This is a genomic window from Butyricicoccus intestinisimiae (assembly GCF_018918345.1).
Classification (GTDB): domain Bacteria; phylum Bacillota; class Clostridia; order Oscillospirales; family Butyricicoccaceae; genus Butyricicoccus_A; species Butyricicoccus_A intestinisimiae.
The window spans coordinates 58,914-78,436 of sequence record NZ_JAHLQI010000007.1 but is presented as its reverse complement, the minus strand read 5'-3'; the positions used below and the strand labels follow the sequence as shown (position 1 = coordinate 78,436).

General features: G+C 37.0%; 30 protein-coding genes. 3 read left to right on the top strand and 27 right to left on the bottom strand.

Features of this window, described 5'->3' with window-relative positions:
• The first annotated feature begins 52 nt into the window (after positions 1–52).
• Both ligA and KQI75_RS12030 read left to right on the top strand, forming a co-directional pair.
• Positions 53–2,008, top strand: a complete 1,956-nt coding sequence (gene ligA, locus KQI75_RS12035; protein WP_216471050.1) for an NAD-dependent DNA ligase LigA — start codon at positions 53–55, stop codon at positions 2,006–2,008.
• A 4-nt stretch (positions 2,009–2,012) separates the two neighbouring features.
• A complete protein-coding gene (locus KQI75_RS12030) occupies positions 2,013–2,306 on the top strand; it encodes a hypothetical protein (RefSeq protein ID WP_216471049.1) in 294 nt (97 codons plus the stop codon).
• A 33-nt stretch (positions 2,307–2,339) separates the two neighbouring features.
• Here the strand turns inward: KQI75_RS12030 and KQI75_RS12025 are convergent, their stop codons facing one another.
• From KQI75_RS12025 to KQI75_RS11900, 26 genes are all read right to left on the bottom strand, one after another.
• Positions 2,340–2,603 carry a hypothetical protein gene (locus KQI75_RS12025; protein WP_216471048.1) on the bottom strand — a complete coding sequence of 88 codons (264 nt, stop codon included), beginning with the start codon at positions 2,601–2,603 and terminating at the stop codon, positions 2,340–2,342.
• A 25-nt stretch (positions 2,604–2,628) separates the two neighbouring features.
• The gene (locus KQI75_RS12020) at positions 2,629–3,171 is read right to left on the bottom strand and encodes a hypothetical protein (protein ID WP_216471047.1); all 543 of its coding nucleotides are present in this window, start codon (positions 3,169–3,171) and stop codon (positions 2,629–2,631) included.
• Between the two features lie 22 nt (positions 3,172–3,193).
• Complete coding sequence (locus KQI75_RS12015; RefSeq protein ID WP_216471046.1) at positions 3,194–3,376, bottom strand: hypothetical protein; 183 nt, start codon at positions 3,374–3,376, stop codon at positions 3,194–3,196.
• Positions 3,377–3,416: 40 nt separating this feature from the next.
• Positions 3,417–3,983 carry a helix-turn-helix domain-containing protein gene (locus KQI75_RS12010; RefSeq protein WP_216471045.1) on the bottom strand — a complete coding sequence of 189 codons (567 nt, stop codon included), beginning with the start codon at positions 3,981–3,983 and terminating at the stop codon, positions 3,417–3,419.
• Positions 3,984–3,993: 10 nt separating this feature from the next.
• A complete protein-coding gene (locus KQI75_RS12005) occupies positions 3,994–4,284 on the bottom strand; it encodes a hypothetical protein (RefSeq protein WP_216471044.1) in 291 nt (96 codons plus the stop codon).
• A 52-nt stretch (positions 4,285–4,336) separates the two neighbouring features.
• The gene (locus KQI75_RS12000; RefSeq protein WP_407927194.1) at positions 4,337–4,723 is read right to left on the bottom strand and encodes a Panacea domain-containing protein; all 387 of its coding nucleotides are present in this window, start codon (positions 4,721–4,723) and stop codon (positions 4,337–4,339) included.
• Between the two features lie 116 nt (positions 4,724–4,839).
• Positions 4,840–4,998 (bottom strand): hypothetical protein, encoded by a 159-nt coding sequence (locus KQI75_RS11995; RefSeq protein WP_216471042.1) that lies wholly within the window; start codon positions 4,996–4,998, stop codon positions 4,840–4,842.
• A 315-nt stretch (positions 4,999–5,313) separates the two neighbouring features.
• The gene (locus tag KQI75_RS11990) at positions 5,314–5,592 is read right to left on the bottom strand and encodes a hypothetical protein (RefSeq protein WP_216471041.1); all 279 of its coding nucleotides are present in this window, start codon (positions 5,590–5,592) and stop codon (positions 5,314–5,316) included.
• Positions 5,582–5,803, bottom strand: coding sequence for a hypothetical protein (locus KQI75_RS11985; RefSeq protein ID WP_216471040.1), 222 nt, complete (start codon positions 5,801–5,803; stop codon positions 5,582–5,584). The genes KQI75_RS11990 and KQI75_RS11985 overlap by 11 nt, the downstream gene beginning before the upstream one ends.
• A 2-nt stretch (positions 5,804–5,805) precedes the next feature.
• Positions 5,806–6,033: a hypothetical protein gene (locus tag KQI75_RS11980; protein ID WP_216471039.1), complete on the bottom strand. Its 228-nt coding sequence runs from the start codon at positions 6,031–6,033 to the stop codon at positions 5,806–5,808.
• Between the two features lie 429 nt (positions 6,034–6,462).
• Positions 6,463–6,759 carry a DUF6440 family protein gene (locus tag KQI75_RS11975; RefSeq protein WP_216471038.1) on the bottom strand — a complete coding sequence of 99 codons (297 nt, stop codon included), beginning with the start codon at positions 6,757–6,759 and terminating at the stop codon, positions 6,463–6,465.
• A 455-nt stretch (positions 6,760–7,214) separates the two neighbouring features.
• Complete coding sequence (locus tag KQI75_RS11970) at positions 7,215–7,865, bottom strand: hypothetical protein (RefSeq protein ID WP_216471037.1); 651 nt, start codon at positions 7,863–7,865, stop codon at positions 7,215–7,217.
• Between the two features lie 26 nt (positions 7,866–7,891).
• On the bottom strand, positions 7,892–8,305 hold the full coding sequence (locus KQI75_RS11965; RefSeq protein ID WP_216471036.1) for a hypothetical protein: 414 nt from the start codon (positions 8,303–8,305) through the stop codon (positions 7,892–7,894).
• A 57-nt stretch (positions 8,306–8,362) separates the two neighbouring features.
• On the bottom strand, positions 8,363–8,686 hold the full coding sequence (locus KQI75_RS11960; RefSeq protein WP_216471035.1) for a hypothetical protein: 324 nt from the start codon (positions 8,684–8,686) through the stop codon (positions 8,363–8,365).
• Entirely contained in the window at positions 8,683–8,859 is a 177-nt protein-coding gene (locus KQI75_RS11955) for a hypothetical protein (RefSeq protein WP_216471034.1), read from the bottom strand. The genes KQI75_RS11960 and KQI75_RS11955 overlap by 4 nt, the downstream gene beginning before the upstream one ends.
• A gap of 2 nt (positions 8,860–8,861) precedes the next feature.
• Positions 8,862–9,140 (bottom strand): hypothetical protein, encoded by a 279-nt coding sequence (locus tag KQI75_RS11950; protein ID WP_216471033.1) that lies wholly within the window; start codon positions 9,138–9,140, stop codon positions 8,862–8,864.
• An 860-nt stretch (positions 9,141–10,000) separates the two neighbouring features.
• A complete protein-coding gene (locus KQI75_RS11945; protein WP_216471032.1) occupies positions 10,001–10,912 on the bottom strand; it encodes a hypothetical protein in 912 nt (303 codons plus the stop codon).
• Between the two features lie 100 nt (positions 10,913–11,012).
• A complete protein-coding gene (locus KQI75_RS11940) occupies positions 11,013–11,234 on the bottom strand; it encodes a hypothetical protein (RefSeq protein ID WP_216471031.1) in 222 nt (73 codons plus the stop codon).
• Positions 11,235–11,345: 111 nt separating this feature from the next.
• The gene (locus KQI75_RS11935; RefSeq protein WP_216471030.1) at positions 11,346–11,768 is read right to left on the bottom strand and encodes a phage N-6-adenine-methyltransferase; all 423 of its coding nucleotides are present in this window, start codon (positions 11,766–11,768) and stop codon (positions 11,346–11,348) included.
• Positions 11,768–12,079: a hypothetical protein gene (locus KQI75_RS11930; protein WP_216471029.1), complete on the bottom strand. Its 312-nt coding sequence runs from the start codon at positions 12,077–12,079 to the stop codon at positions 11,768–11,770. Before KQI75_RS11930 ends, KQI75_RS11935 begins: the two co-directional genes overlap by 1 nt.
• A 65-nt stretch (positions 12,080–12,144) precedes the next feature.
• Positions 12,145–12,627 carry a hypothetical protein gene (locus KQI75_RS11925; protein ID WP_216471028.1) on the bottom strand — a complete coding sequence of 161 codons (483 nt, stop codon included), beginning with the start codon at positions 12,625–12,627 and terminating at the stop codon, positions 12,145–12,147.
• A 92-nt stretch (positions 12,628–12,719) separates the two neighbouring features.
• The gene (locus KQI75_RS11920; protein ID WP_216471027.1) at positions 12,720–13,682 is read right to left on the bottom strand and encodes a radical SAM family protein; all 963 of its coding nucleotides are present in this window, start codon (positions 13,680–13,682) and stop codon (positions 12,720–12,722) included.
• A gap of 65 nt (positions 13,683–13,747) precedes the next feature.
• Positions 13,748–14,389 carry an RNA ligase family protein gene (locus tag KQI75_RS11915; protein ID WP_216471026.1) on the bottom strand — a complete coding sequence of 214 codons (642 nt, stop codon included), beginning with the start codon at positions 14,387–14,389 and terminating at the stop codon, positions 13,748–13,750.
• 367 nt (positions 14,390–14,756) lie between these two features.
• Positions 14,757–15,740: a ParB/RepB/Spo0J family partition protein gene (locus KQI75_RS11910; RefSeq protein ID WP_216471025.1), complete on the bottom strand. Its 984-nt coding sequence runs from the start codon at positions 15,738–15,740 to the stop codon at positions 14,757–14,759.
• The gene (locus tag KQI75_RS11905; protein WP_216471024.1) at positions 15,737–16,510 is read right to left on the bottom strand and encodes a ParA family protein; all 774 of its coding nucleotides are present in this window, start codon (positions 16,508–16,510) and stop codon (positions 15,737–15,739) included. The genes KQI75_RS11910 and KQI75_RS11905 overlap by 4 nt, the downstream gene beginning before the upstream one ends.
• Positions 16,503–16,655: a ribbon-helix-helix domain-containing protein gene (locus KQI75_RS11900; RefSeq protein WP_216471023.1), complete on the bottom strand. Its 153-nt coding sequence runs from the start codon at positions 16,653–16,655 to the stop codon at positions 16,503–16,505. The genes KQI75_RS11905 and KQI75_RS11900 overlap by 8 nt, the downstream gene beginning before the upstream one ends.
• A gap of 765 nt (positions 16,656–17,420) precedes the next feature.
• Here KQI75_RS11900 and KQI75_RS11895 point away from each other — a divergent pair.
• On the top strand, positions 17,421–19,019 hold the full coding sequence (locus KQI75_RS11895; RefSeq protein ID WP_216471022.1) for a replication initiation protein: 1,599 nt from the start codon (positions 17,421–17,423) through the stop codon (positions 19,017–19,019).
• Positions 19,020–19,275: 256 nt separating this feature from the next.
• Here the strand turns inward: KQI75_RS11895 and KQI75_RS11890 are convergent, their stop codons facing one another.
• Positions 19,276–19,482 carry a hypothetical protein gene (locus KQI75_RS11890; protein ID WP_216471021.1) on the bottom strand — a complete coding sequence of 69 codons (207 nt, stop codon included), beginning with the start codon at positions 19,480–19,482 and terminating at the stop codon, positions 19,276–19,278.
• Positions 19,483–19,523: the final 41 nt, after the last annotated feature.

Genomic DNA, 19,523 nt, shown 5'->3' with positions numbered 1-19,523 from the left:
GCAACGTTTGTGTATTTGACAGATAATGCACCATGCGATTATTGAGGGACATATGGATTACAATATTTATTCACTCAAAACCTTAACTGATAAGCTTGCCGAGTATCGGCAAGCTTATTACAATGATAATAAAAGCCTGATTAGTGATAAAGAATATGATGAGTTATTCGATCTAGTGAAAGATCTGGAAGAAAAACTTCATGTTTCTTTTTCTAATTCTCCGACAAAACAAGTCGGATACAAAGCTGTTTCCAGTCTTAAAAAAGTTAAGCACGACCATCCGATGCTTAGTCTTGACAAAACAAAAAGTATTGATGAATTAGTGCATTTCGTAAACAAAGCTCCTTCGATTCTGATGGCAAAGATGGATGGTTTGACAATTTCTTTGACGTATGAGAAGGGCAGATTAAGTAAAGCGGAAACTCGCGGAGACGGAGAGATCGGAGAGGACGTTCTTCACAATGCAGAAGTCTTTGACAACATTCCTCTTTCGATTCCTCATGATGGCAACTATGTTATTGATGGAGAAGCTATTATTACCGAAGATACTTTTGATGCTATCAATCTAAAAGAATCTACTGCTTATAAAAATGCACGGAATCTGGCATCTGGTTCTGTCCGCCAATTAGATAGCAAGATAGCTGCCAACCGGCACATCAGGTTCATTGCTTGGAAAGTAGTAGAGGGGAGCAAACTAGAATGGTTTTCTTCTCGACTTGATGAAGCGAAAGAATATGGCTTTGAAATTGTAGAAACAAGAGATATTGCCAGTGTGCCAGTCAGTTCTTGGGATTCGCATTCGTTGCAATTCTATATAGACGAGATTACCGCAGCGTGTGCAAACAAAGCATACGGTATTGATGGCATTGTTGCATCTTATGATAACGTTTTATATTCTGAATCGTTAGGATCAACACAGCACCACGTTAATTATCAAATCGCTTTTAAATTCTACGATGAAAACCATGATACTGTTTTACGAGACATTGAATGGAACACAAGTAGAACCGGACAAATCAATCCGGTAGCTATTTTTGATCCGGTACAAATAGATGGAACAACTATATCAAGAGCAACACTGTGTAATGTTGATATAATTAAGACATTACAGTTAGGTATTGGAGATATTATTTCTGTTCGCAAAGCGAATATGATTATTCCACAGATCGTGCGCAACAAAACACGCAGTAACACGTATCAGATACCAGCGCGTTGTCCTGCCTGTGGAGGAAAGGCTACTGTTCAAGACATTTTTTTAGAATGTTTAAATCCGTCCTGTCCGGCAAAACAACAGAATATCATCAGGCATTACGCTTCCAAGCAGGGAATGGATATAGCGGGTTTATCAACAGAACGAATTGACGCGCTATATTCACATGGATATTTAAAATGTGTCAAAGACCTGTATTGTCTAAAAGATATGACAGATAAAATTGTTCCGATCTTAGGACCGAACCTAACTGACACAATTTTGGATAACATCGAACAGAGTAAGACTTGTTCACTCGACAAATTTCTGGTCGCTCTTGGAATACCAAGTGTGGGTAAAGCTACGGCAAAAACGATGGCAGCGCATATTTGGGAACAACATACTTCAAATGATCCTTTATTAGCATGTGAGCTTATTCAAGATTGGGAAGTCTTATCCGATATTGGTACACTTACATCTCGCAAAATCAACAAGTATTTTGAAGATAACAAAGATGATGTCCAAGATTTGTTGGATATGCTGCACATCATTCAACCAGATAAAGCTAATGTAAATTTTTCATTGAATAAAAAATCCTTCTGCATTACCGGTTCCGTGAATAAGTTTAAAAACCGTGCAGAATTATCTGAGTGGATCGAACGCTGCGGTGGTATTGTCGTATCAGGTGTTTCAAATAACACAGATTATCTAGTCAATAATGATGCAGAATCCACAAGTAGTAAAAATAAAAAAGCAAAGAAGTTGAATGTTCCAATTATCAGTGAAAACGAATTGATACAGATGACAAAGGATATATAATACGATGTACGAACTATATGGAAAAACAAAATCCGAAATTCAGACTGCTGGTTGTCAGGCTCAAAAAACTTTAGATGATATTGTATCGTCTTTAGAGATGGTTTCAAAAAGTCTAAGCCTGACCCGCAAAAAAAGTACAAATGCTTATGGTTATACAATTGTTGCAATTCAAAAAACAAAACAGTTAGAAAAAGAGATCGACAACTTAATGTCGATCTCACTAACTCTTGAAGCATTGATGTCAAAATATTACGATGAAGTTGATTATCTGGAAAATTTGGCAGAGCATTCGGAATAACCTTTCTATAATTGAACAAAACTTTTATTTTGTTCAATAAAATATATTTCTAAGACAAAACCCTCCCGGATTTTGGGAGGGTTTTGTTACTATTTTGTAACTGTTTTGTAATCTTTTCTTCTTCTTAATATTCGGCAATCGTTTTTCATCCAAATCAAACTTGACATACGATGCACCACTCTCAATGTCACTCAACAATTCCTCATCGTCACTTCTATGTCCCAACGCATATACTTTGTAGTCTTCCTGTTCACTAATCATTCTGTCTATATAACCAACTGCATCTCCTGTTTTCACACGTAACCCTCCGTTTTATCTTCTCTTAAAACCCTGTCTGTTTGCCAACAAATCTAAACACTTCGCCTGTCGCTTTGTTGATTCCTTTTCCGATAACTTGAACATCTTGATCTTCGAACCTATCACCTTTTTGATGATACTCCGTTGTTTCCGTGTATTCTCCCTGAATATTCCGAACAATAAACTCAACAACTCCCTTGAAATCCTTAATCAATGTTGTAGTCCAAGGGCGAGTAGTATAGTAGTCAAAACTTGGATTATATTTCAAAACCTCATCTAGCAAAAATACAGATACCAAACCTGTATCAGCGCAAAATCTACCAATTTCTTCCTTAGTATCAAGGTTGAACGTTGTACAACCCCAATCACCATACAAAGTATCCCTTGTCATATAATGATTGATACCTAAAGACTCCATATTACTACCGTAGTGCGATCTATCCCAATCACCCTCGTTATCTCTATTGAGAATGTAGCAAGGATCTGTGATAATAATATCTCCATCGAACTCCATTGAGTGTGTGCGTTCATCAAAGCTCTCGAATACGACTTTGTATATTTGTGTCATTGTGCTCATCCTTTCAACAAACTTATTCAAAATATCTGCACTGTTCGTAGCTTACCGAGTCATAGCCTGCTAATTTCCTATCAATCATATTGTCCTCAATATATTCTCTTAGGTCGTACCCACATTCTCGTTCAACAATATCTAGTGCATCATCTAAACTTTCTACCCTCTCAAAGATTCCATTGATACGGATTTTTGCTCTCATAGATCTGACCCCTTGGTATAATCCTGAATATTTCGAATACTCATACTACCCACTCTTCTTTGATATAATCATAACGGACATCTAGTACGATATATAATCTCAGCAAGGTTTCTGGTTTCACTGTGTATCCATCCTGTTCGTAATGCGAAATATCGTAAGGGCATATTCCCGTACGCTTTGCTAATTTATCACGGCTCATATTATGTTCTTTTCTTAACTCGACAAGCCAATTAGTTAACGCAGTCAAAGCCATATCATTTTGCTTTACCTCATCGCATGTTCGAACTAATGCTCTCATTTTTGGCGCAGCGTCAAATTGTGGTGTGATAATATCATTCGGCTCTACACCGATTTCTTTACATAGGTCTGGCAAGATAGAACATCTAATGCTTGTCTTACCGTATTCCCAACTCCGTAAAGTACCCGGTGAAATACCTACATTGCGACACAGTTGTTCACGAGACATAAGTGACGCTGTCCGGTAAAACATCAACCGCAACCCTTGTGCTTCACTTACTGTCATTCCCTTTGTCACGTCATGTTGTTTAAGATATTCTTTGTAGTCGATGGATCTTCTTGCAGCCTTCCAATATCTTTCTGAGTTCATGTTTAACCCCTCATTTTTTAATTAAATAAATATCAAATCCTACATACTGAGAATTTAGGCGAAACACAGTACCTTTCGGAATTTCAGAATGTTTGCGTAAATGCCGTTTTGCGGCACGCAAGCTATGTACATGTTTCATACTTGTACCGAAGGTTATTTTAGGGTTGTCAGATAATGAGTCTCCGTTTTTATATGGAATAAACCAACGATCTACCTCTGGGCTGTAATCTAAATAAACCGTGTGGTCTGGAAAAAATATAGCTGTTTTCAGACCTATAAACCCATATTTCTTCATACTCATAATTTAACACCTCAATAAAATCGTAGTTTTATAAAATACATTTTAATTCATATTAACTATCGAAATACTCTCTTATTGCATTGATTGGAATTTCGTTGTATTGGTATGGAGCATATGCATCAATCCATGGCGATTGTCTATGAGTCAACGATACAAGATCTGTTGCCGAGTAATCTGCAAACTTGTCAATAACTTTATCAATAAGAACTTTATCCTCATCTGCAATGATTGTATCCTCAAATTCAATCCGTTTAGAGTTCCATATATCATTTTCATCGAACATAATATATGATTCTATTGTAGGTATATCTCCACTTCCATACTGCTTATACTCATGGTATGCTTCTGGCACAACAGGCCCGAAAGTCCAAGCTTCAATCTTTTCAGAAAAACATGGAGTATTCTTTTCAACCAAAAATTTAGCCTGTATAAAATACAAAATCTTTTGTAATTTCAAGTCACTTACAATATATTTTTTTCTTCACAATACCATATAATGTATCGTGCTATATCAAGTGCTGAATACATAGAGCTGCCTTTCTCCTTGATCTTATTTTAACTAATTGCCTTTTCTTTCAATTTCCGGATAAAGTATTCCTCATATCTTTTTCTGCGTTCCTGTTTCTTTTTGCTCTCATCAGACTCGATGATGTCATAATCAAAACGAGAAATGTTTCTTCTATTTCTTTTTCTTTTACATTCTCTGGCAGTCATCGTTTAGTCTCCTGTTTACACATCTCAATTTAATTCTTGACCATCTATTCATTGTTTAATCTTTTAAATGCTTCTTGAATTTCTATAGCAGGAACAACATACTATTCTTCAGCAACGCTTCTGTGATTCGTTCTGCATCTTCACAGGATACATAATTTTTCGGATCATAATATGAGGATAAACATTTAAGAATTTCATATGTCGGCTTGTAGTTTCCTTCCGTATCTTTCAAATCAAAGGGTGGACAAATGTTTTTTGACATAAGTTCTTGTAGAACTGTCTCCAATTTTTCCATAAACGGATCTCTAGTGAGTTTCATTTCCCCATCGCTATTAAAATCAATCCCGTCACAAACGTTAAAAAGTTAAATATTAAAATTCCAAAAACAATTCCAGCAGTAATACCAACTAAATACGAAAAGATTACATTAGGAATAAAGGACAGTACGACAGATGCAGTAGTTACCGTTGCGAAAATCAAAGATACGACAGATGCGATCACAATTGTCGCAAACAACAGAATATAAAACAAAGTTGATACTTTCGTTTTTAAACTCACTTTTCGTCTAAATGTATGTTCTTTTTTATTTTTCATTGTTTTCATCTTCCTTCGTAGTTCGTTGTATTTCTTCATTTAATGTGCTTTTGATTGTCTCTGGTAAATGGTCTATAATTTCATTTCGTGTTACAGGATTATTTTTGCAGTCCTGTAACATCTTTTCCACTGCAATATCTAAACACGCTGTCCTCAACGCTATTCCCGCATTGACGATAATGCTACAAATCAACAAAATTTTAATAATCATTTTTATTCACCTTCAAATACTTTGTCCAATATCTCCATCTCACATTGTAGTTTTCGACCAAGAACAGTATATTTTTTAACCAATTGCATGTATTTATGTTTATCGACTTTATGAGACGTATGCATTGCTAAGTTATAATAGCCACGCGCATATTCAGCATAAGTGCGTATGTTTGATTTTAACACAAGTCTCTGAAAAGCATTAGCGTAATACATTAGTTCTTTTGTCATCGTGAAACTTCCACCTTCCTGCCGCATACAGGGCACTCGATATATTTGTAATTTCGTTCGCCTGACATAAAGTCATAAGTTGTAAAATATTTCGTTCCCTTGTGTACGTCTTCCCCCGGTAAATATTCTAAAATAGAAAAACACTTATCACATTCCGTTCTCAATTCTTTGCATTTTTCGATAACCTTAACCATTTTTGTCTCTCCATAGACTACAGTTCATATGTTTAAAATAATGTCTACAATTGTAGATATTTTTATCTTTTGTCTTTTCTTGGTATGTCTTTATATAAAGACGTATAAAGCATTCTTAATGCTATTTTGACAGCGAATAAATTATATCCACAATCGCAACGTACTTGGCAGCCAAGAAATTTATACTCTTTTCCGCACTGAGGACAGGTTACGTATTTTGGCACCATACTCAAAATTATTCAGCTCCCTCATAAACTACCGGTGTACCGTCTGCATTTAATAAAACAGTATATACCCAACCGCCATCTACTAACGATCTGATATATTCCACACCAGTCTCTTTGTCATATACAATATCGGTAGTAGTCCAGTCCTCAATTAGCGAAAATCGTTTTTTTGAGCCAGTTAACAAATTCGTGTCTGAGTTTAAATCGTTATATTCTACTGCGCCACATCCGCACAGACAGGCAAGTAATAAACCACCTACCACAGAAGAAATCACTAGCTTTTTAATAGTTGTCTTTTTCATCATTTATATTTATCTTCTACCTCCTTGCAAAGTTTAACGATACTATAGATCGTGTGCGCGGCCACCCCAACAGCCATTATAACGGCAAGCAATACATTATACTCAAAACGATCACCGTATTTCATACCGAAAACAAAGCCACTACAAAACAGTACAATTAAATCAGATAATTCATACATTTTTACTCACCACGTCAATGTTAAAATAATGCGGGAGAAGGGAACTAGATACTTCCTTTGTGGAAGTAATATATCAATCTCAATCATCATTTGCTTTACAATTTTTTATTTTTTTCTTGTTCATCTCTTTGTTGGCTATCCAGAGTAAAGAAACCAATATTGCAGCTTATTACACTGTCAATCAACTCCTCAATTGTCACAGGAGATTTTTGATTATTATAATCGCTTTCAGTAACTATCTTTACTTTTGTACCGAGAGTCGTTGGGATTATTATGTATTCAGTTATCATCATCTTGTATAGTTGTTAACATCGCGCCACGCACAAAATCTTTATCAAAAATGGCAAGGGTGTCAGCCTTTTCATTTAGTACACATATTACATTGTTATCTCTGTCAAATAAAATGTCCGTTCCATTCTTGACGAAATGTGTTGAACCGTCTTGTAACAATACCAACATTCTATCTTGCTTATCAGCACCACAAGAGATACTATCTTTTAGTTTTTCTTCAAACTCAAGATTTTGTTTCTCTACATGCGCTCTCTTTTTACGTTCTACATCAAGTTCATTCGCAACTTGCGTAAGTCTAGCTTGCACGCTTTCACAAATGCTTTCTTTCTCTTTTACTTCTTGTTCTGCAAATTCACGTGCTGATATGAGTTGCCGTTCATACTCTGCACTTTCATGTATGATTCTTATACATTCACTTTGCTTACGCAGTAATTCACAAATCTTTTCAGCGTCCAGCAATTCCCAACACTCATTAAGCAAATAATTGTAATTACAGCAAATAAAAGACGTAACTTTGCCAAACGGTGTTTCACGGCCATTGAAACAGGTATTTGTAACATAGTCAATCACAAGATATTTGTCATATTGATTGTCTTCTTTATTACGATGCGCCCAAACCTGACCTTCGGTTAATTTCATTCTGTAATGCTCCTTTCTATTTGTCGTTAGTTCCGATAACGATGTTTTGCCGCTTCAACAATTTCCCTTGTGTCCGGTGATTCCATCCACGCAATGCAATCGAATTGAGCGTTAGTCAACATAGATATCCAAAAAGTATGACCATTTATGTAGTAATAACGTCCCATCAAACAATCACCGTTTTCGTCACAGCAAATCACTCTATGAGACATTCCTACATTGTCATCATCACTCATAAATACATCCGGGGTTGTTTCTTTTGTTAGTATCCATGAGGTATGCTTTAAGTTGCTTCTTGCTGTATATAACGAATCAATTTTTTCTTTTAATATTTTATATCCCAGCACTTCGGTCGCACCGTTATAGATATACTTTTTTGATCTTTCTTCATATTCAAGTATCATCTTGCTAAGACATTCTATTGCTGCTTTCACATTCATACTTAACACGCCTCATTTTTGTGTCAAACGAATATCGGGTTGTTCAGTGTACATGCTTTACACTCCTTCAATATACGTCTTGTCCCAGCATTGTTCGCATTTGTCATTATTGCAATTGGGATGCTCTCCGCTGTTGGGATAAACATACTTTCGGCAAATACAATCCGCATTAAAATCCGCATCCGGAAACTTATCAAGAAAATCCTGTTTGTATGTTTTTACGTTTGGAATGTTCCAATCCGAGGGAAAGCGACAATTATCATCTAATAGTAAACATCCACCACCAAAAAGAGGACAATTATTTTCACACTTTGCTTTGTTACCACAATATTCAGAAATAGCCTTTGCGTATTTGATTACTTTAATATCTTCTCTTGTCATGTTCTAATTTCCCAATCCTCCGGAATATCACAACTAAGCACGCAGCCGCGCCATTCGCTGTTGTCCATTATGTAAAACGGGCAAGTATCGCACAAATCTGTGTTATTTTTGCAATACTCAACTAATGTTTTTGCTGCTTGGATTGCTGCAATATCCATTTCGCCTTTACACATATTTACCTCCCGCACCTTTCGCAAGGCTTGTTGTTGTTTGTTTGAAAATGTCCGCACCGTCTGCATTTGTATCCTTCTGTGATGCCATATGCGTCCTTAGCAATATACCATTCCGGTTCAAAAACAATTTTTTCACCTTCAATTTCAAACAAACAATAACCTCTAACGCTTCTCCATTTTCTCCATTTTGCAAATTCGTCTTTTTTTAATTTTATCCATTTCGCAATACTCCATAATAGTTTTTTTGCGTGTCCAATTGCTTCAATGTCTTTTTCATTCATACTCTTTCAATCTCCCAATACTCAGGACTGTCACCGCTAAATATACAGCCAGTCCATTCGCCGTTGTTCTTTCTGTAAAACGGGCAATCGCCACAAGAATTTGTGTGGTCTTTGCAATACTCAATCAATGTTCTAGCCGCTATGATTGCTTCCAATGTTTTTACATTATACATATTTACCACCTACAATTCTCGCAAGGTACATTATTGTCAAGTTGAACATGATGGCAGTTTCTACACATATAAACTGTGTAATATCCTTTTGGGATCGAACGTCCTTTTTGTATCTCGTTCAGTATGCCACGCCATATATAGTTGTAATAATTCTTTTTATTAACTGGTTGTTTTGAATATATCAAATAATCTTCGATGGGATTCAACGCAATATAGCAACTATCTATCTTCTCCCACTTTAACTTCTTAATTATAGCTTTTTTGATCTGTTCTATATAGTTTGTAAAACTCAATTGTTCAATCACCTGATGTACATTCTAAGAAATCTGTAACAAAGTCGAGAAAACTATCACTCAATAAAATACTTATTTTACTACGGTATGTTTAGCATTGTTATATCAACCATATGGGATAAAAAGTTATGCAAATTATCCGAAATCGCTTCTTCAATCAATGACTCAACGTAATTAAATGTAGTTTGATTAACAAGAGCACAGTGTCTCCTATGTTGTTTTTGTTTTCTTTTATGAGATCCAAGAGTCTTAGTTAACGGCATTGAACATAATCTTTTTACATTGTTAGGAATCATAAAGTATCTATCTTCTATGCCAATTAAATTCAAGAATGCTTGTTCTGCTGGGGATTTTTTACTATAAAAATTCTCAGTGAAATCTTTTTGTTTTTGAGTTAAAATGGCTCATCATCCTCCTGATTTTCAGATACAGTCAAAGAGTCGTTATCACATACACAAATCATTGGGCGAGTTCCCGTTGTATATTCTTCGATAAGCGAATAAAGACCTACGTGTAGTACCTTCCACAACTTTTTATTCTGTTCTCTTGTATCAAAATTAGGATAATATCCGTAAGCATATCTTAACATTAAGAGATCATCATTTAACAGTTTTGCAACGTTTCGTACAAAAGTAAACTCGTAAGGTTTAACACCTGTTAAATTGTTTATGTAAACAATATCTCCTACTCTTGGTTTCGTTGCATAATACTTCACTATTTCGAATGTTTCTTCACCAATAACAAAGGTATGTCCAGTTTCGCAATCACACCCGTAAAATTTTCCGTTCTCCGTTTCCCAGACCTTGTACTCTTTTGGCATTTTCTGTATCTCCTTTACACAGCAAATTTGATGAACTCCAATAAATGCAGAGCTATTACAATTCCAATCTTTATCGTCAATAAACGAAAATCCTTGCGCTTCTTCCCGAAAATGAACAAGCGTCATTTTATGACCTCTAATCATATACTCATGACCGCAAATGAGGTTAGCAACGTCAGATAATATCCAGTCAATTCCATACAAATGAACCCATTCGCCACTAAGAACGTCAAATACATTATCAGCGTTTCCGAAATCTTCTTCATATTGAGAAACAACACATAAATGATACGAGAAGCGTTGATTTGCTAAATACAGTTTATCGCTTACATCTATACCGTGTTCTTTGTATAGTATTTCTTCATATACGCCTTTAGGCATCTCTGTGTATACTGTAAACTGAGGATATTTGACTGCTGTTCCATCAGACTTTACATGCCAAACTTGACCGTTTACATCTTTGTATAATCTTTCATTTTTAAGCATATTTATTCACTCTCACTTTCTTCAAATGCAATCAATTCACCGCCTTGGAATATTGCAAGGTTTTGTGTATCGCAATCTATGAAAAGCAATTCATCATAGCTCATGCTATTATGCGATACATATTCATATCGCTTTCCGGTATGTCGACCGTAGTCAAAGAGTACACAGCCTCAAACGGGATGCCTGCTTTGATCGCCAAATCCAATGTCACGTCAGAGTCTTTGCCGCCTGAATATGCAAGTATCAGCGGTCTTTCGTAGATCTGCTGCGACATTTGCGCAGCTTCTTGCAATCTTGCGATTGCTTTTTCTTCAATGTCCATAGTTCCCATCCTTTTATCTCGTTCCACCATGAACTACTGCCCATGCTACAAACCAAATTGCAATCAGTATAATAATCCATATCACATAATCCATAATTCACTCTCCATATTCTACTTAAACACAACAACCATTGATGGAAATGGTGCTGAGTTTTTACTCTTGCCAAACTTCAATCGTCCTTTTACAAAACGAATTTCCGCTTTGTTATACACATAACTGTGGAACCATTTTGTATCCGTTCTTGCTGGCAGCAGCATTACACATATCGAAGCTGTTCCAGCTTGTACGGACTCAAAACCTTTTTGTACCCACTTAGCGATTTCTCTACCGTATGGTGGATTACACCAGACATGCCCCTCCCACTGCTGAGAGAGTCCGTCAACTTCTGGTGTATAATAATTCTTGCACTTTGCATTTTCTGGCAGTGCGCACACATCAAGATTGAAATCAAACTCTTGATTGAGATTATCAAAAAAATCTTGTGGTGTTGCCCACAGATCTGTTTTACTTGAAAACATTACATCAGTATTCATTATTCTTTGCACCCTGTTTCTGTTATATTGTCTAAATCCGTCTGTTTTTCACTCACACAGGCTATGTTCTCTTTCATCTTCACAAGGATCATAAACGATGTTTTTGAACACTTCTTTTGTTTAGCCCGTTCATCAATGACTTCTTGAATTTTTCTAATGCACACCGGACACAAATCTAATTTTTTGCACAATGAATCATGTTCTCTAACATAGTAATAGACTTTCCCTCTTATATTCGAAATTACAATACAACATTCATCTGGTAGTGCATCGTAATAAATTCCACAAACGTCACAACGATTAACTTTCATGCATTGTTCTCCTAACAGCTAATGGGTGTCATAAATTCCCCGGATCAACATCTAAGTTGTATATATCAGCCTTTACTTTTCTCAATCCACATCTTTACAGGTATACATACAATATATTCATCGGTCAACCACGGTTTTTCTGTTAGCCACCCAAAGGGTTTGAGCGTATGTAATACAACAGCATTTCCTAACACATAGTGTAGTTCGTCACCTGTTTGCGGAGCTTTGCCTTTTTTGTTGTAAGCTATGCCCCACAAAATTTTTTCAAGGCACTCGCATAAAGGCTGAAAATATAATCCTGTACTATCAGATATTATTTGTGAGGAAACAAAAAAATCAAAATCTGCATTAGTATCAATCACAACCGATGTTGAAAGAGTGTTTTCAATTCTAATAAAAATCCCATGACCGTCCAAGTCTATGTGAAACACTGATTTTGCGAAATCCGCTAAATTCACTTCTACGGCTTTTGTCCAATCCTTATCTGAATATGTAGACACGCTGCTATCTGATGCTCTGCACTGTATAAATTTTAATGACTTCCCCATGCTTTACTCACCTTTCACCAACCTCATCATACGCTTCCGGCAATTGCATCCACGCCGTTGCATCAATCAGTCTCATGTCACCCTCCAAATTATTAGTCGTATAAAGCAATCAGTGAGTTACCACAGGTAATGCGGTCTGCGTCTTCTTCTTTACTTGGAACAAAGACAATTACGTCCCAACCCTCTCTTACAAGCGGCTGCTCAAATTTCTCATAGACATCAAAGTCTGTAACAATTTCGTATCCTTCATTAACGGCTTCGACTGTTTCATGAATCGGCGTGATTTTTACGATACATTTGTCTTTGTCAAAGTATTTGTTCATAAGGTCAACATTCAGATTGCATTGAGATGTAACAGCAAAATTTAATGTGTATTTGCGTTTCTTCGGCATTGGGAGAATTTTAATTATGTCACTGATTTCCTGTAAAGAAAGAGACTTGTTACGAAACATTGTATTGCGCTGAATTTCATCAAGTGTATTGATGGAAAATTGCAAACCAAAGCCGTCTTCTCCGCCGAATATAAATCCTGTTTCGACCCATGTACGTAAGAAATCAAACAGATGTTTGTTTGATTTTGGCATCATGGTTGATACGACTGGATGATAAGTATCAAACGTTGTATCCGTCTGTGGTGTTGTAAGCATTTCTGCAACCATACGGGCTGATGTGATGACGTTATAGTTGAATGTCGGCTCACCCATACGCGCATAATGTACGTTAAGACGTGAACCATGTTTAACACCGGAAAGTGCTATGCCAGTCGTGATTTCGGATACCAGTTCCATCACACTTGCGTTTCCATGAAACCCGAGTTTCGGGCAGTCACAGAAGTTGCAGTTCATCGGACAACTTTTTTGACTGGATACTGTAACAACGAGCTTGTCTGTGATGTCAACAGATTTGTGTTCTACTTTTTCAATACGTTTTGTATATCCAAGAAAGTCAGCCTTAATGTTATTTTCTTTTCCATAATCTCCAACATAAAGGTATTCAACACCCAAATCAGTATCAGATACAATTTTGCCAGTATGTGTGTTTGTGATTTGTCTCATGATCTAACCTTCTTTCAAGTGACTTTTAAACCTCTGCCGCCGCGGCGGCAGAGGTTACTATCCGTTCAAGTGTTCGGAAAATCTTTACACTTGACTTTAACGACAACGCGATTGCCCATTCTGTCCCGAACTTCTTCTAAAGGTTTGCACACGAGTCCTTCCATCTTTGCGTTTCCGATAGTTGAACTCGGACGAGTTTTTACAAACTCGACTGCTTCTGGCAATGTTCCGACCATAATAACTGGGACTGCTTCAATGTTAAAACATTGAGCGATGTCTTCAATTGCATCTCTTTTCAGCCACAGATCTTGCTCTGTTAAGTATACGTCAAACAAAATAAACGTTTGGTCTTCGCTGTACAAACCTCCATTTTGAATACCGGCACCGTACCCTTCTCCGAATAGAATTACCGACATCTCTCCAAATTTTTGCTCAAATAACTCTTGAGCAGCGTTAGATGAAAACGTATTCGTTAAATAAGCAACCAGTTTGCTTGGGAGCTGCGCTCGTTCTGTACGTCCTTGAAAATGAACAGTATGACCATCCCAAACAACTCCAATATTTGTGCCGTCAATTTTTTCTGTACACATCCAAATATTATTTGCTAAATATTCTACCGTTGTGTTTCGGTACAATCCTTCAACTAATTCTTTTGAACCGTCTGTCGATCTTTTAAAAATCGTCTCAATCTTAGGATATTTTTTCATGCAATCTCCTTTTTCGCTATTACCTAAATTTTGACCGTTGTTATTGTTAAAACATTTTGTCGTATAGTTTTATTCCTTGCTATTATATCTAACATTCTCCTAAGTAAAGCAACAGGTTGCAAAACTTCCGACTGCCTTTTTAGATCTACTAGCAATTTTTTTTGCGCTTTGTGGACGCGAAAGAGCGGCGCGGGCTTTAGTGTCCCGAACCTAAAGGTTCGGGACTTACCAGCTAAACTATAAACCGTATATTTCCTGTTACTCGTAAGTTATCGCATTAACTTGTTGTTAAAACTATTATCGCACAAAACATTTACTTTGTCAAGATGTACTGTCGAGAAATTGAAACTCTCGACAGTACGATAACTCACATGCCATGACGGGATAGATATTCCTCAACTGCCTTCCTCAAAAATTCCTCGCTGTCGTTCCAATATTCTTCCGGCACCATCTCTTTCAATTTCTTCGTGGTGGGTGCCTTGAATTCCTTTTTATCGTTCTCTAACAGAGAACTCAAATCTTCTACTGTCAAGCAGTGTTCTTTTTCCTGCGAACACAGAACGCGAACGTTTGCTTTTGTCAAATACTTAGACAAAAACTTTTCACGGTCTTCTTGTTCTCCTGCCCAGTCATAAACAATCTGTTGAGAGGATTTACTCAACCGGCACAAGTCTTGTCCTGCGACCGTCAATGACAGCTTATGATCGTCTACCATTTCCAGAAACGGGACAATCAATTTTTCTGGTACAATATTGCGTATAGATCTGATCTTGCTCACACTTAATCCAGTGTTCTCGCTAATCAAATCATTCGCGTCTTTTTCTTGACTTGATCCAACATGAGCATAAGCAGCAAACATCCGGTTATATGCCATGCCCATTTCTGAAAAACTCAATCCTTCTCTACGCAACACATTTGTATTGACGTATATCAAATCTCCCAGTGCCCAGTCGTTTTCCGATACTTCCGCGAAAGAGTATACAATCGCCGGAATAGTATTCCATTTCGATTCGTTTGTTTCCTCTTTCAGCAGTTTCGTTGCTCTGGCTCTGTGTTTGCCAGCAAGCACCTCAAATTGCTGCTGCTCGTTTTTGAAGACAAGCACCGGCTCCAATACACCATGCTGCTTAATATCCGCAGCAAGTCTCTTGAGTTTATCATCTGAGTAGTCACGGAACACCAGCAAAGATGTGTCCTGATCTTGTTCCCTGCGGTACCAGACAATTTTGTCTACTGGAATTTCCTCGATAGTTTTACCTGCTTGTTTCAAGACATCCCGCGAAAAGATACTCGGTACTTTGTCCCTGGATGAAGCGAAATCAAAAGAAACACTACTAAAATCTTTTTTCATACCTTTCCTTCCATTCTCTCAATACGATGTAACAATTCAGATACAAAGCCGTCATAATCATCCTTTGCTTTGTTTCGCGCTTTCCGAGCAAAGACATTCGTATGAAACAGTTCTGCTTCTCCTACCAGAGCTTGTGCTGCACGAATCCAATTACTAAATACGGCAACTTCAATAGACTCTGCGAGTTGCTTTATAAACTTCATGTTCTCTCTTACAGCCAGAACTCTCTTATCGCTCATAGTAACCAGTATCCCAACAATCTCCATGCTTGGGTTATATTCTAAATATTGGTAGATCGTATCTATCAACATTTGAATTCCCTTTACGCTTTCTCTGGTTGCTTTCGTTGGAATCACAAGATACTCCGATGCGAGAATATCAGCTATCTGGACTTTGCCTAAGTTGGGTGGTGTGTCGATAACGATGTAATCATAAGAGTTTCTTACTGCGTCAATGATTTCTTTAATAGCAAACGGATTCGATGAAAGAATCTCGTCATTGTATAATTGAGAAGACGAAGGTAAAACATCTCCGAATTCTTCTGTATGAACTATTACTTCTTCTACGGGATGCTGTCCCGTAATGACGGAGTAGATGCTTCTCGTACCGTCACAATGTGGTGCGACAAAATCCGTTGCGTTTGCTTGCGGATCAGTATCAATCAGCAATACTTTATATCCTCTGTTGACCAGATTTCCTACTGTCATGACCGCAGAAGTTGTCTTAGCAACTCCACCTTTTTGATTTGAAAAGGTAATTACTTTAGCCATTGTCCTTCTCCTGTCTCAGCGTATTTTTAATAGCCACTTCGCGTATCCAGTTTGACACACCTCTGCCTGTTTTCTCTGCTTCTGCTGCCACCTTGTTATACAATTCATTTGGCAAAATAACAGAGACTTTTTTGTTAGACTCCATGTTTATCACCTCAATGATATTGTACTCCATGTATCATCTTTTGTCAACAATTATCTTACAAAAGATGATTTAATCTTCTCAGATGTTTCAACAAAAAATATACAAATAGCACAATTTTCTTTTCTCTTTTTGAACATATTAAACAACATATTTTATCCACAGCTTTTTCCACAAGAATTTGTGGATAACTGAAACCCATGCACTTCCCAATTTTTTTTGTGCACTTCCTAATTTTTTTTATGCACTTCTCAATTTTTCTACCATGCACTTCCCAATTTTTTTTGTGCACTTCCTAATTTTTTTTATGCACTTCTCAATTTTTTTTATGCACCTCCCAATTTTTCTTATATATAAGGTATAGAAAGATAGAAAGTAAGAAAGTAAGAAATAGTAAAGAGAAAATAGAAAGGGCGAAAAAAGAAAGAAAAAATATTTTCATATTTTTTTTAGTTTGTTGACTATTGCGCGCGCGTAAAAAAGCAAAAATTTTTTACAAGCAAACAAACTATTTTCCAAATAAATCATAGATACTTCAAATTTGGCGTGTATTCCATTTTCTGTCCTAAGACATGAAATTACACATGAGACAAGATAAAACTCAATACAAGCGAAATTTAAAGGGTTTATTCTGCATCATGGTCGTTACACCCAACACAGTCTGGACGTATGACGTAAGAATCATACGTTCGATTCAATTTAACATCAAGTTAATCGTTGACATTGTGAAAACTATGTGCTATCCTGTTGACAAAGGAAGTGACAAACATGGAGAGCAAGACAAAACTAACGTTAGACAAAGAACAGCCGTTTACCGCACAGAATTTTTTAGTGCGGAATCCGGGCAGAATCGGGAACGCTATATCAGGAGACACGGATGCGAACATCACGGAAGATCAGTACCTCGACATTCTTGACAGTACCTCTACTCCGCTGACTGGTTTTCAGTTTGCTCTCAGTAGATTACTTGTCTCGGCTATTAGTAATGCCGAGTACAATGCCCAGACGCGAACGTACTTGTCTCCGACCTTTACGTGTCAAGCAACTGACTTGATTAAGTTTATGGGAGCGCATAGAAATCTAGCAAATCGTAAACAAAAAGGGACGAACAATTATCTCGTTGCCCTCTGGGTTAGCCAGATGACACTGTTTCAAACGGTGTACATTGAGACTGATCCAAAAAGTTTTCAAAAGCATTTGAAGACAATTAACTGGATCAAGACTGCTGACTACAATCTTGATACGGGAGAGATCACTCTCAAATTAAACGAGGAACTATTTGATTATATCGGTAAACAACAAAGAGGATTCACAACGTACAAGTTGTACAGTTTGATGACTTTACCAAAACGAGGTTACTCTATGCCTTTATACGAGATTCTGACCTCATATAAAAGTCTTATTGTAGCCAAAAATAAAAAGGGTGAATACTATCCCCTACCCGCAAAAGCATTAAGAAAAATGCTTGGTATTAGCCAATCAAAAAGAACGATAACATCTTTCGTTTATCAGGTCAGCAGAGATATTGATTTAATAAATGAGAATAATTTTACCGGATTCTCGATTGATTATTATGTAGAAAAAGAACCTGACGATCAGGTATTCTACATCAAGATGACAGAAGATAAACCAACGAGCATCAAAGAGGAAAAAATTTTAGAAGATTCGGACGTTGCTTTGTATGAATCACAAGCGTGCTTGCTGTACAAAAAGAATCTGTTTAGAGCCGCTGGAAAGAAGTTTAGAGCTAAAATACGCTCTTGTTATGAGAATAACATGCATTTCAATCTTGTTCGTGCGGCGTTGGTTTACACGAACAATGTTAAGCAAAAAGAAGAAATCAAGTCTATTCAGGCTTATATGATTTCGATTATCGAAGCAATGAGTAACGGAGAAATCAAAGTAGAAGATAAGTTTTGGAAGGTGACAAACGGAGACGTTTTAACCCCACAAGAAAAACAATGCTACGGGGATTTATCCTCTGCTATGATGATGCAGACATTATTGGTTAATAAACCTGCGACAGAAAAAATATCTATTGATGATGCAACTCCATTTGCAGTATATGTCATGACGGCAAAGTATTATGCTGAGACGGAACATTATGGAGTATTAAAAAACATTAACTACCAAACATTACAAAATATGATAAAGTGGTTCTGCATGGGAGTTGATATTAGAAGTGTCTTGACTGGCATCGAAAAGACTTGTCAACAAGTGTGGGATGACTCAAAACAAGATATTGTGCATACTTGGGAGTACGTTGCAAAGGTTGTCGAGAATGACTTGAAAGAAAGAAAACCATATTGGCATAGCCTTGTTGCTCTTAATATTGACGAGTATAAAAAGAATTTTGTAGAAATGTAGTAAAGCTCTGCCGCCGTGGCGGCAGAGCTTTTCGCTAAAAAAAAGGACTACCATCATGGTAGTCCTTTTTGAATTGTGTGACGCTGGCAGGGCGGCGTATCCTGCATCTCGTACCCATGTGCGTCAGGAGCCTTTTCTGACCTCAGCGTCTCTTAGTTTTGATAAGGTTTAATTCTGCAATACGCATATCGACTAAATCACGAAACAGATTTCTTTTCACAGAATCATCTTCTTTCCTTTGAATAAAATTAAGATTTTATTTAATCTTGATATTTTTGAAATACGAATCCGGAAGTGTAAAACTCGGAATCGTAATATCTGAGGGCTTGATATTCGCAATCGTGCGGTTCAAGTCCTTCTTCCAGCTCATGTCAATCTTGATTGGCGGCGTGCAGGCGAATGCAGGTGCGGCGCAGGTTGCCGCGATTACACCTGTAATCAGTGCGCAAATAATCTTCTTCATAACTATTCCTTTCAAAATTACAAAATTATTTAATCTAATTA

Coding starts and splice junctions, on each gene's coding strand:
- ligA (WP_216471050.1), top strand. CDS start 53: ATGGATTACAATATTTATTCACTCAAAACCTTAACTGATAAGCTTGCC.
- KQI75_RS12030 (WP_216471049.1), top strand. CDS start 2,013: ATGTACGAACTATATGGAAAAACAAAATCCGAAATTCAGACTGCTGGT.
- KQI75_RS12020 (WP_216471047.1), bottom strand. CDS start 3,171: ATGACACAAATATACAAAGTCGTATTCGAGAGCTTTGATGAACGCACA.
- KQI75_RS12015 (WP_216471046.1), bottom strand. CDS start 3,376: ATGAGAGCAAAAATCCGTATCAATGGAATCTTTGAGAGGGTAGAAAGT.
- KQI75_RS12010 (WP_216471045.1), bottom strand. CDS start 3,983: ATGAACTCAGAAAGATATTGGAAGGCTGCAAGAAGATCCATCGACTAC.
- KQI75_RS12005 (WP_216471044.1), bottom strand. CDS start 4,284: ATGAGTATGAAGAAATATGGGTTTATAGGTCTGAAAACAGCTATATTT.
- KQI75_RS11995 (WP_216471042.1), bottom strand. CDS start 4,998: ATGACTGCCAGAGAATGTAAAAGAAAAAGAAATAGAAGAAACATTTCT.
- KQI75_RS11990 (WP_216471041.1), bottom strand. CDS start 5,592: ATGAAAAATAAAAAAGAACATACATTTAGACGAAAAGTGAGTTTAAAA.
- KQI75_RS11985 (WP_216471040.1), bottom strand. CDS start 5,803: ATGATTATTAAAATTTTGTTGATTTGTAGCATTATCGTCAATGCGGGA.
- KQI75_RS11980 (WP_216471039.1), bottom strand. CDS start 6,033: ATGACAAAAGAACTAATGTATTACGCTAATGCTTTTCAGAGACTTGTG.
- KQI75_RS11975 (WP_216471038.1), bottom strand. CDS start 6,759: ATGATGAAAAAGACAACTATTAAAAAGCTAGTGATTTCTTCTGTGGTA.
- KQI75_RS11970 (WP_216471037.1), bottom strand. CDS start 7,865: ATGAAATTAACCGAAGGTCAGGTTTGGGCGCATCGTAATAAAGAAGAC.
- KQI75_RS11965 (WP_216471036.1), bottom strand. CDS start 8,305: ATGAATGTGAAAGCAGCAATAGAATGTCTTAGCAAGATGATACTTGAA.
- KQI75_RS11960 (WP_216471035.1), bottom strand. CDS start 8,686: ATGACAAGAGAAGATATTAAAGTAATCAAATACGCAAAGGCTATTTCT.
- KQI75_RS11955 (WP_216471034.1), bottom strand. CDS start 8,859: ATGTGTAAAGGCGAAATGGATATTGCAGCAATCCAAGCAGCAAAAACA.
- KQI75_RS11950 (WP_216471033.1), bottom strand. CDS start 9,140: ATGAATGAAAAAGACATTGAAGCAATTGGACACGCAAAAAAACTATTA.
- KQI75_RS11945 (WP_216471032.1), bottom strand. CDS start 10,912: ATGCTTAAAAATGAAAGATTATACAAAGATGTAAACGGTCAAGTTTGG.
- KQI75_RS11940 (WP_216471031.1), bottom strand. CDS start 11,234: ATGGACATTGAAGAAAAAGCAATCGCAAGATTGCAAGAAGCTGCGCAA.
- KQI75_RS11935 (WP_216471030.1), bottom strand. CDS start 11,768: ATGAATACTGATGTAATGTTTTCAAGTAAAACAGATCTGTGGGCAACA.
- KQI75_RS11930 (WP_216471029.1), bottom strand. CDS start 12,079: ATGAAAGTTAATCGTTGTGACGTTTGTGGAATTTATTACGATGCACTA.
- KQI75_RS11925 (WP_216471028.1), bottom strand. CDS start 12,627: ATGGGGAAGTCATTAAAATTTATACAGTGCAGAGCATCAGATAGCAGC.
- KQI75_RS11920 (WP_216471027.1), bottom strand. CDS start 13,682: ATGAGACAAATCACAAACACACATACTGGCAAAATTGTATCTGATACT.
- KQI75_RS11915 (WP_216471026.1), bottom strand. CDS start 14,389: ATGAAAAAATATCCTAAGATTGAGACGATTTTTAAAAGATCGACAGAC.
- KQI75_RS11910 (WP_216471025.1), bottom strand. CDS start 15,740: ATGAAAAAAGATTTTAGTAGTGTTTCTTTTGATTTCGCTTCATCCAGG.
- KQI75_RS11905 (WP_216471024.1), bottom strand. CDS start 16,510: ATGGCTAAAGTAATTACCTTTTCAAATCAAAAAGGTGGAGTTGCTAAG.
- KQI75_RS11900 (WP_216471023.1), bottom strand. CDS start 16,655: ATGGAGTCTAACAAAAAAGTCTCTGTTATTTTGCCAAATGAATTGTAT.
- KQI75_RS11895 (WP_216471022.1), top strand. CDS start 17,421: ATGGAGAGCAAGACAAAACTAACGTTAGACAAAGAACAGCCGTTTACC.
- KQI75_RS11890 (WP_216471021.1), bottom strand. CDS start 19,482: ATGAAGAAGATTATTTGCGCACTGATTACAGGTGTAATCGCGGCAACC.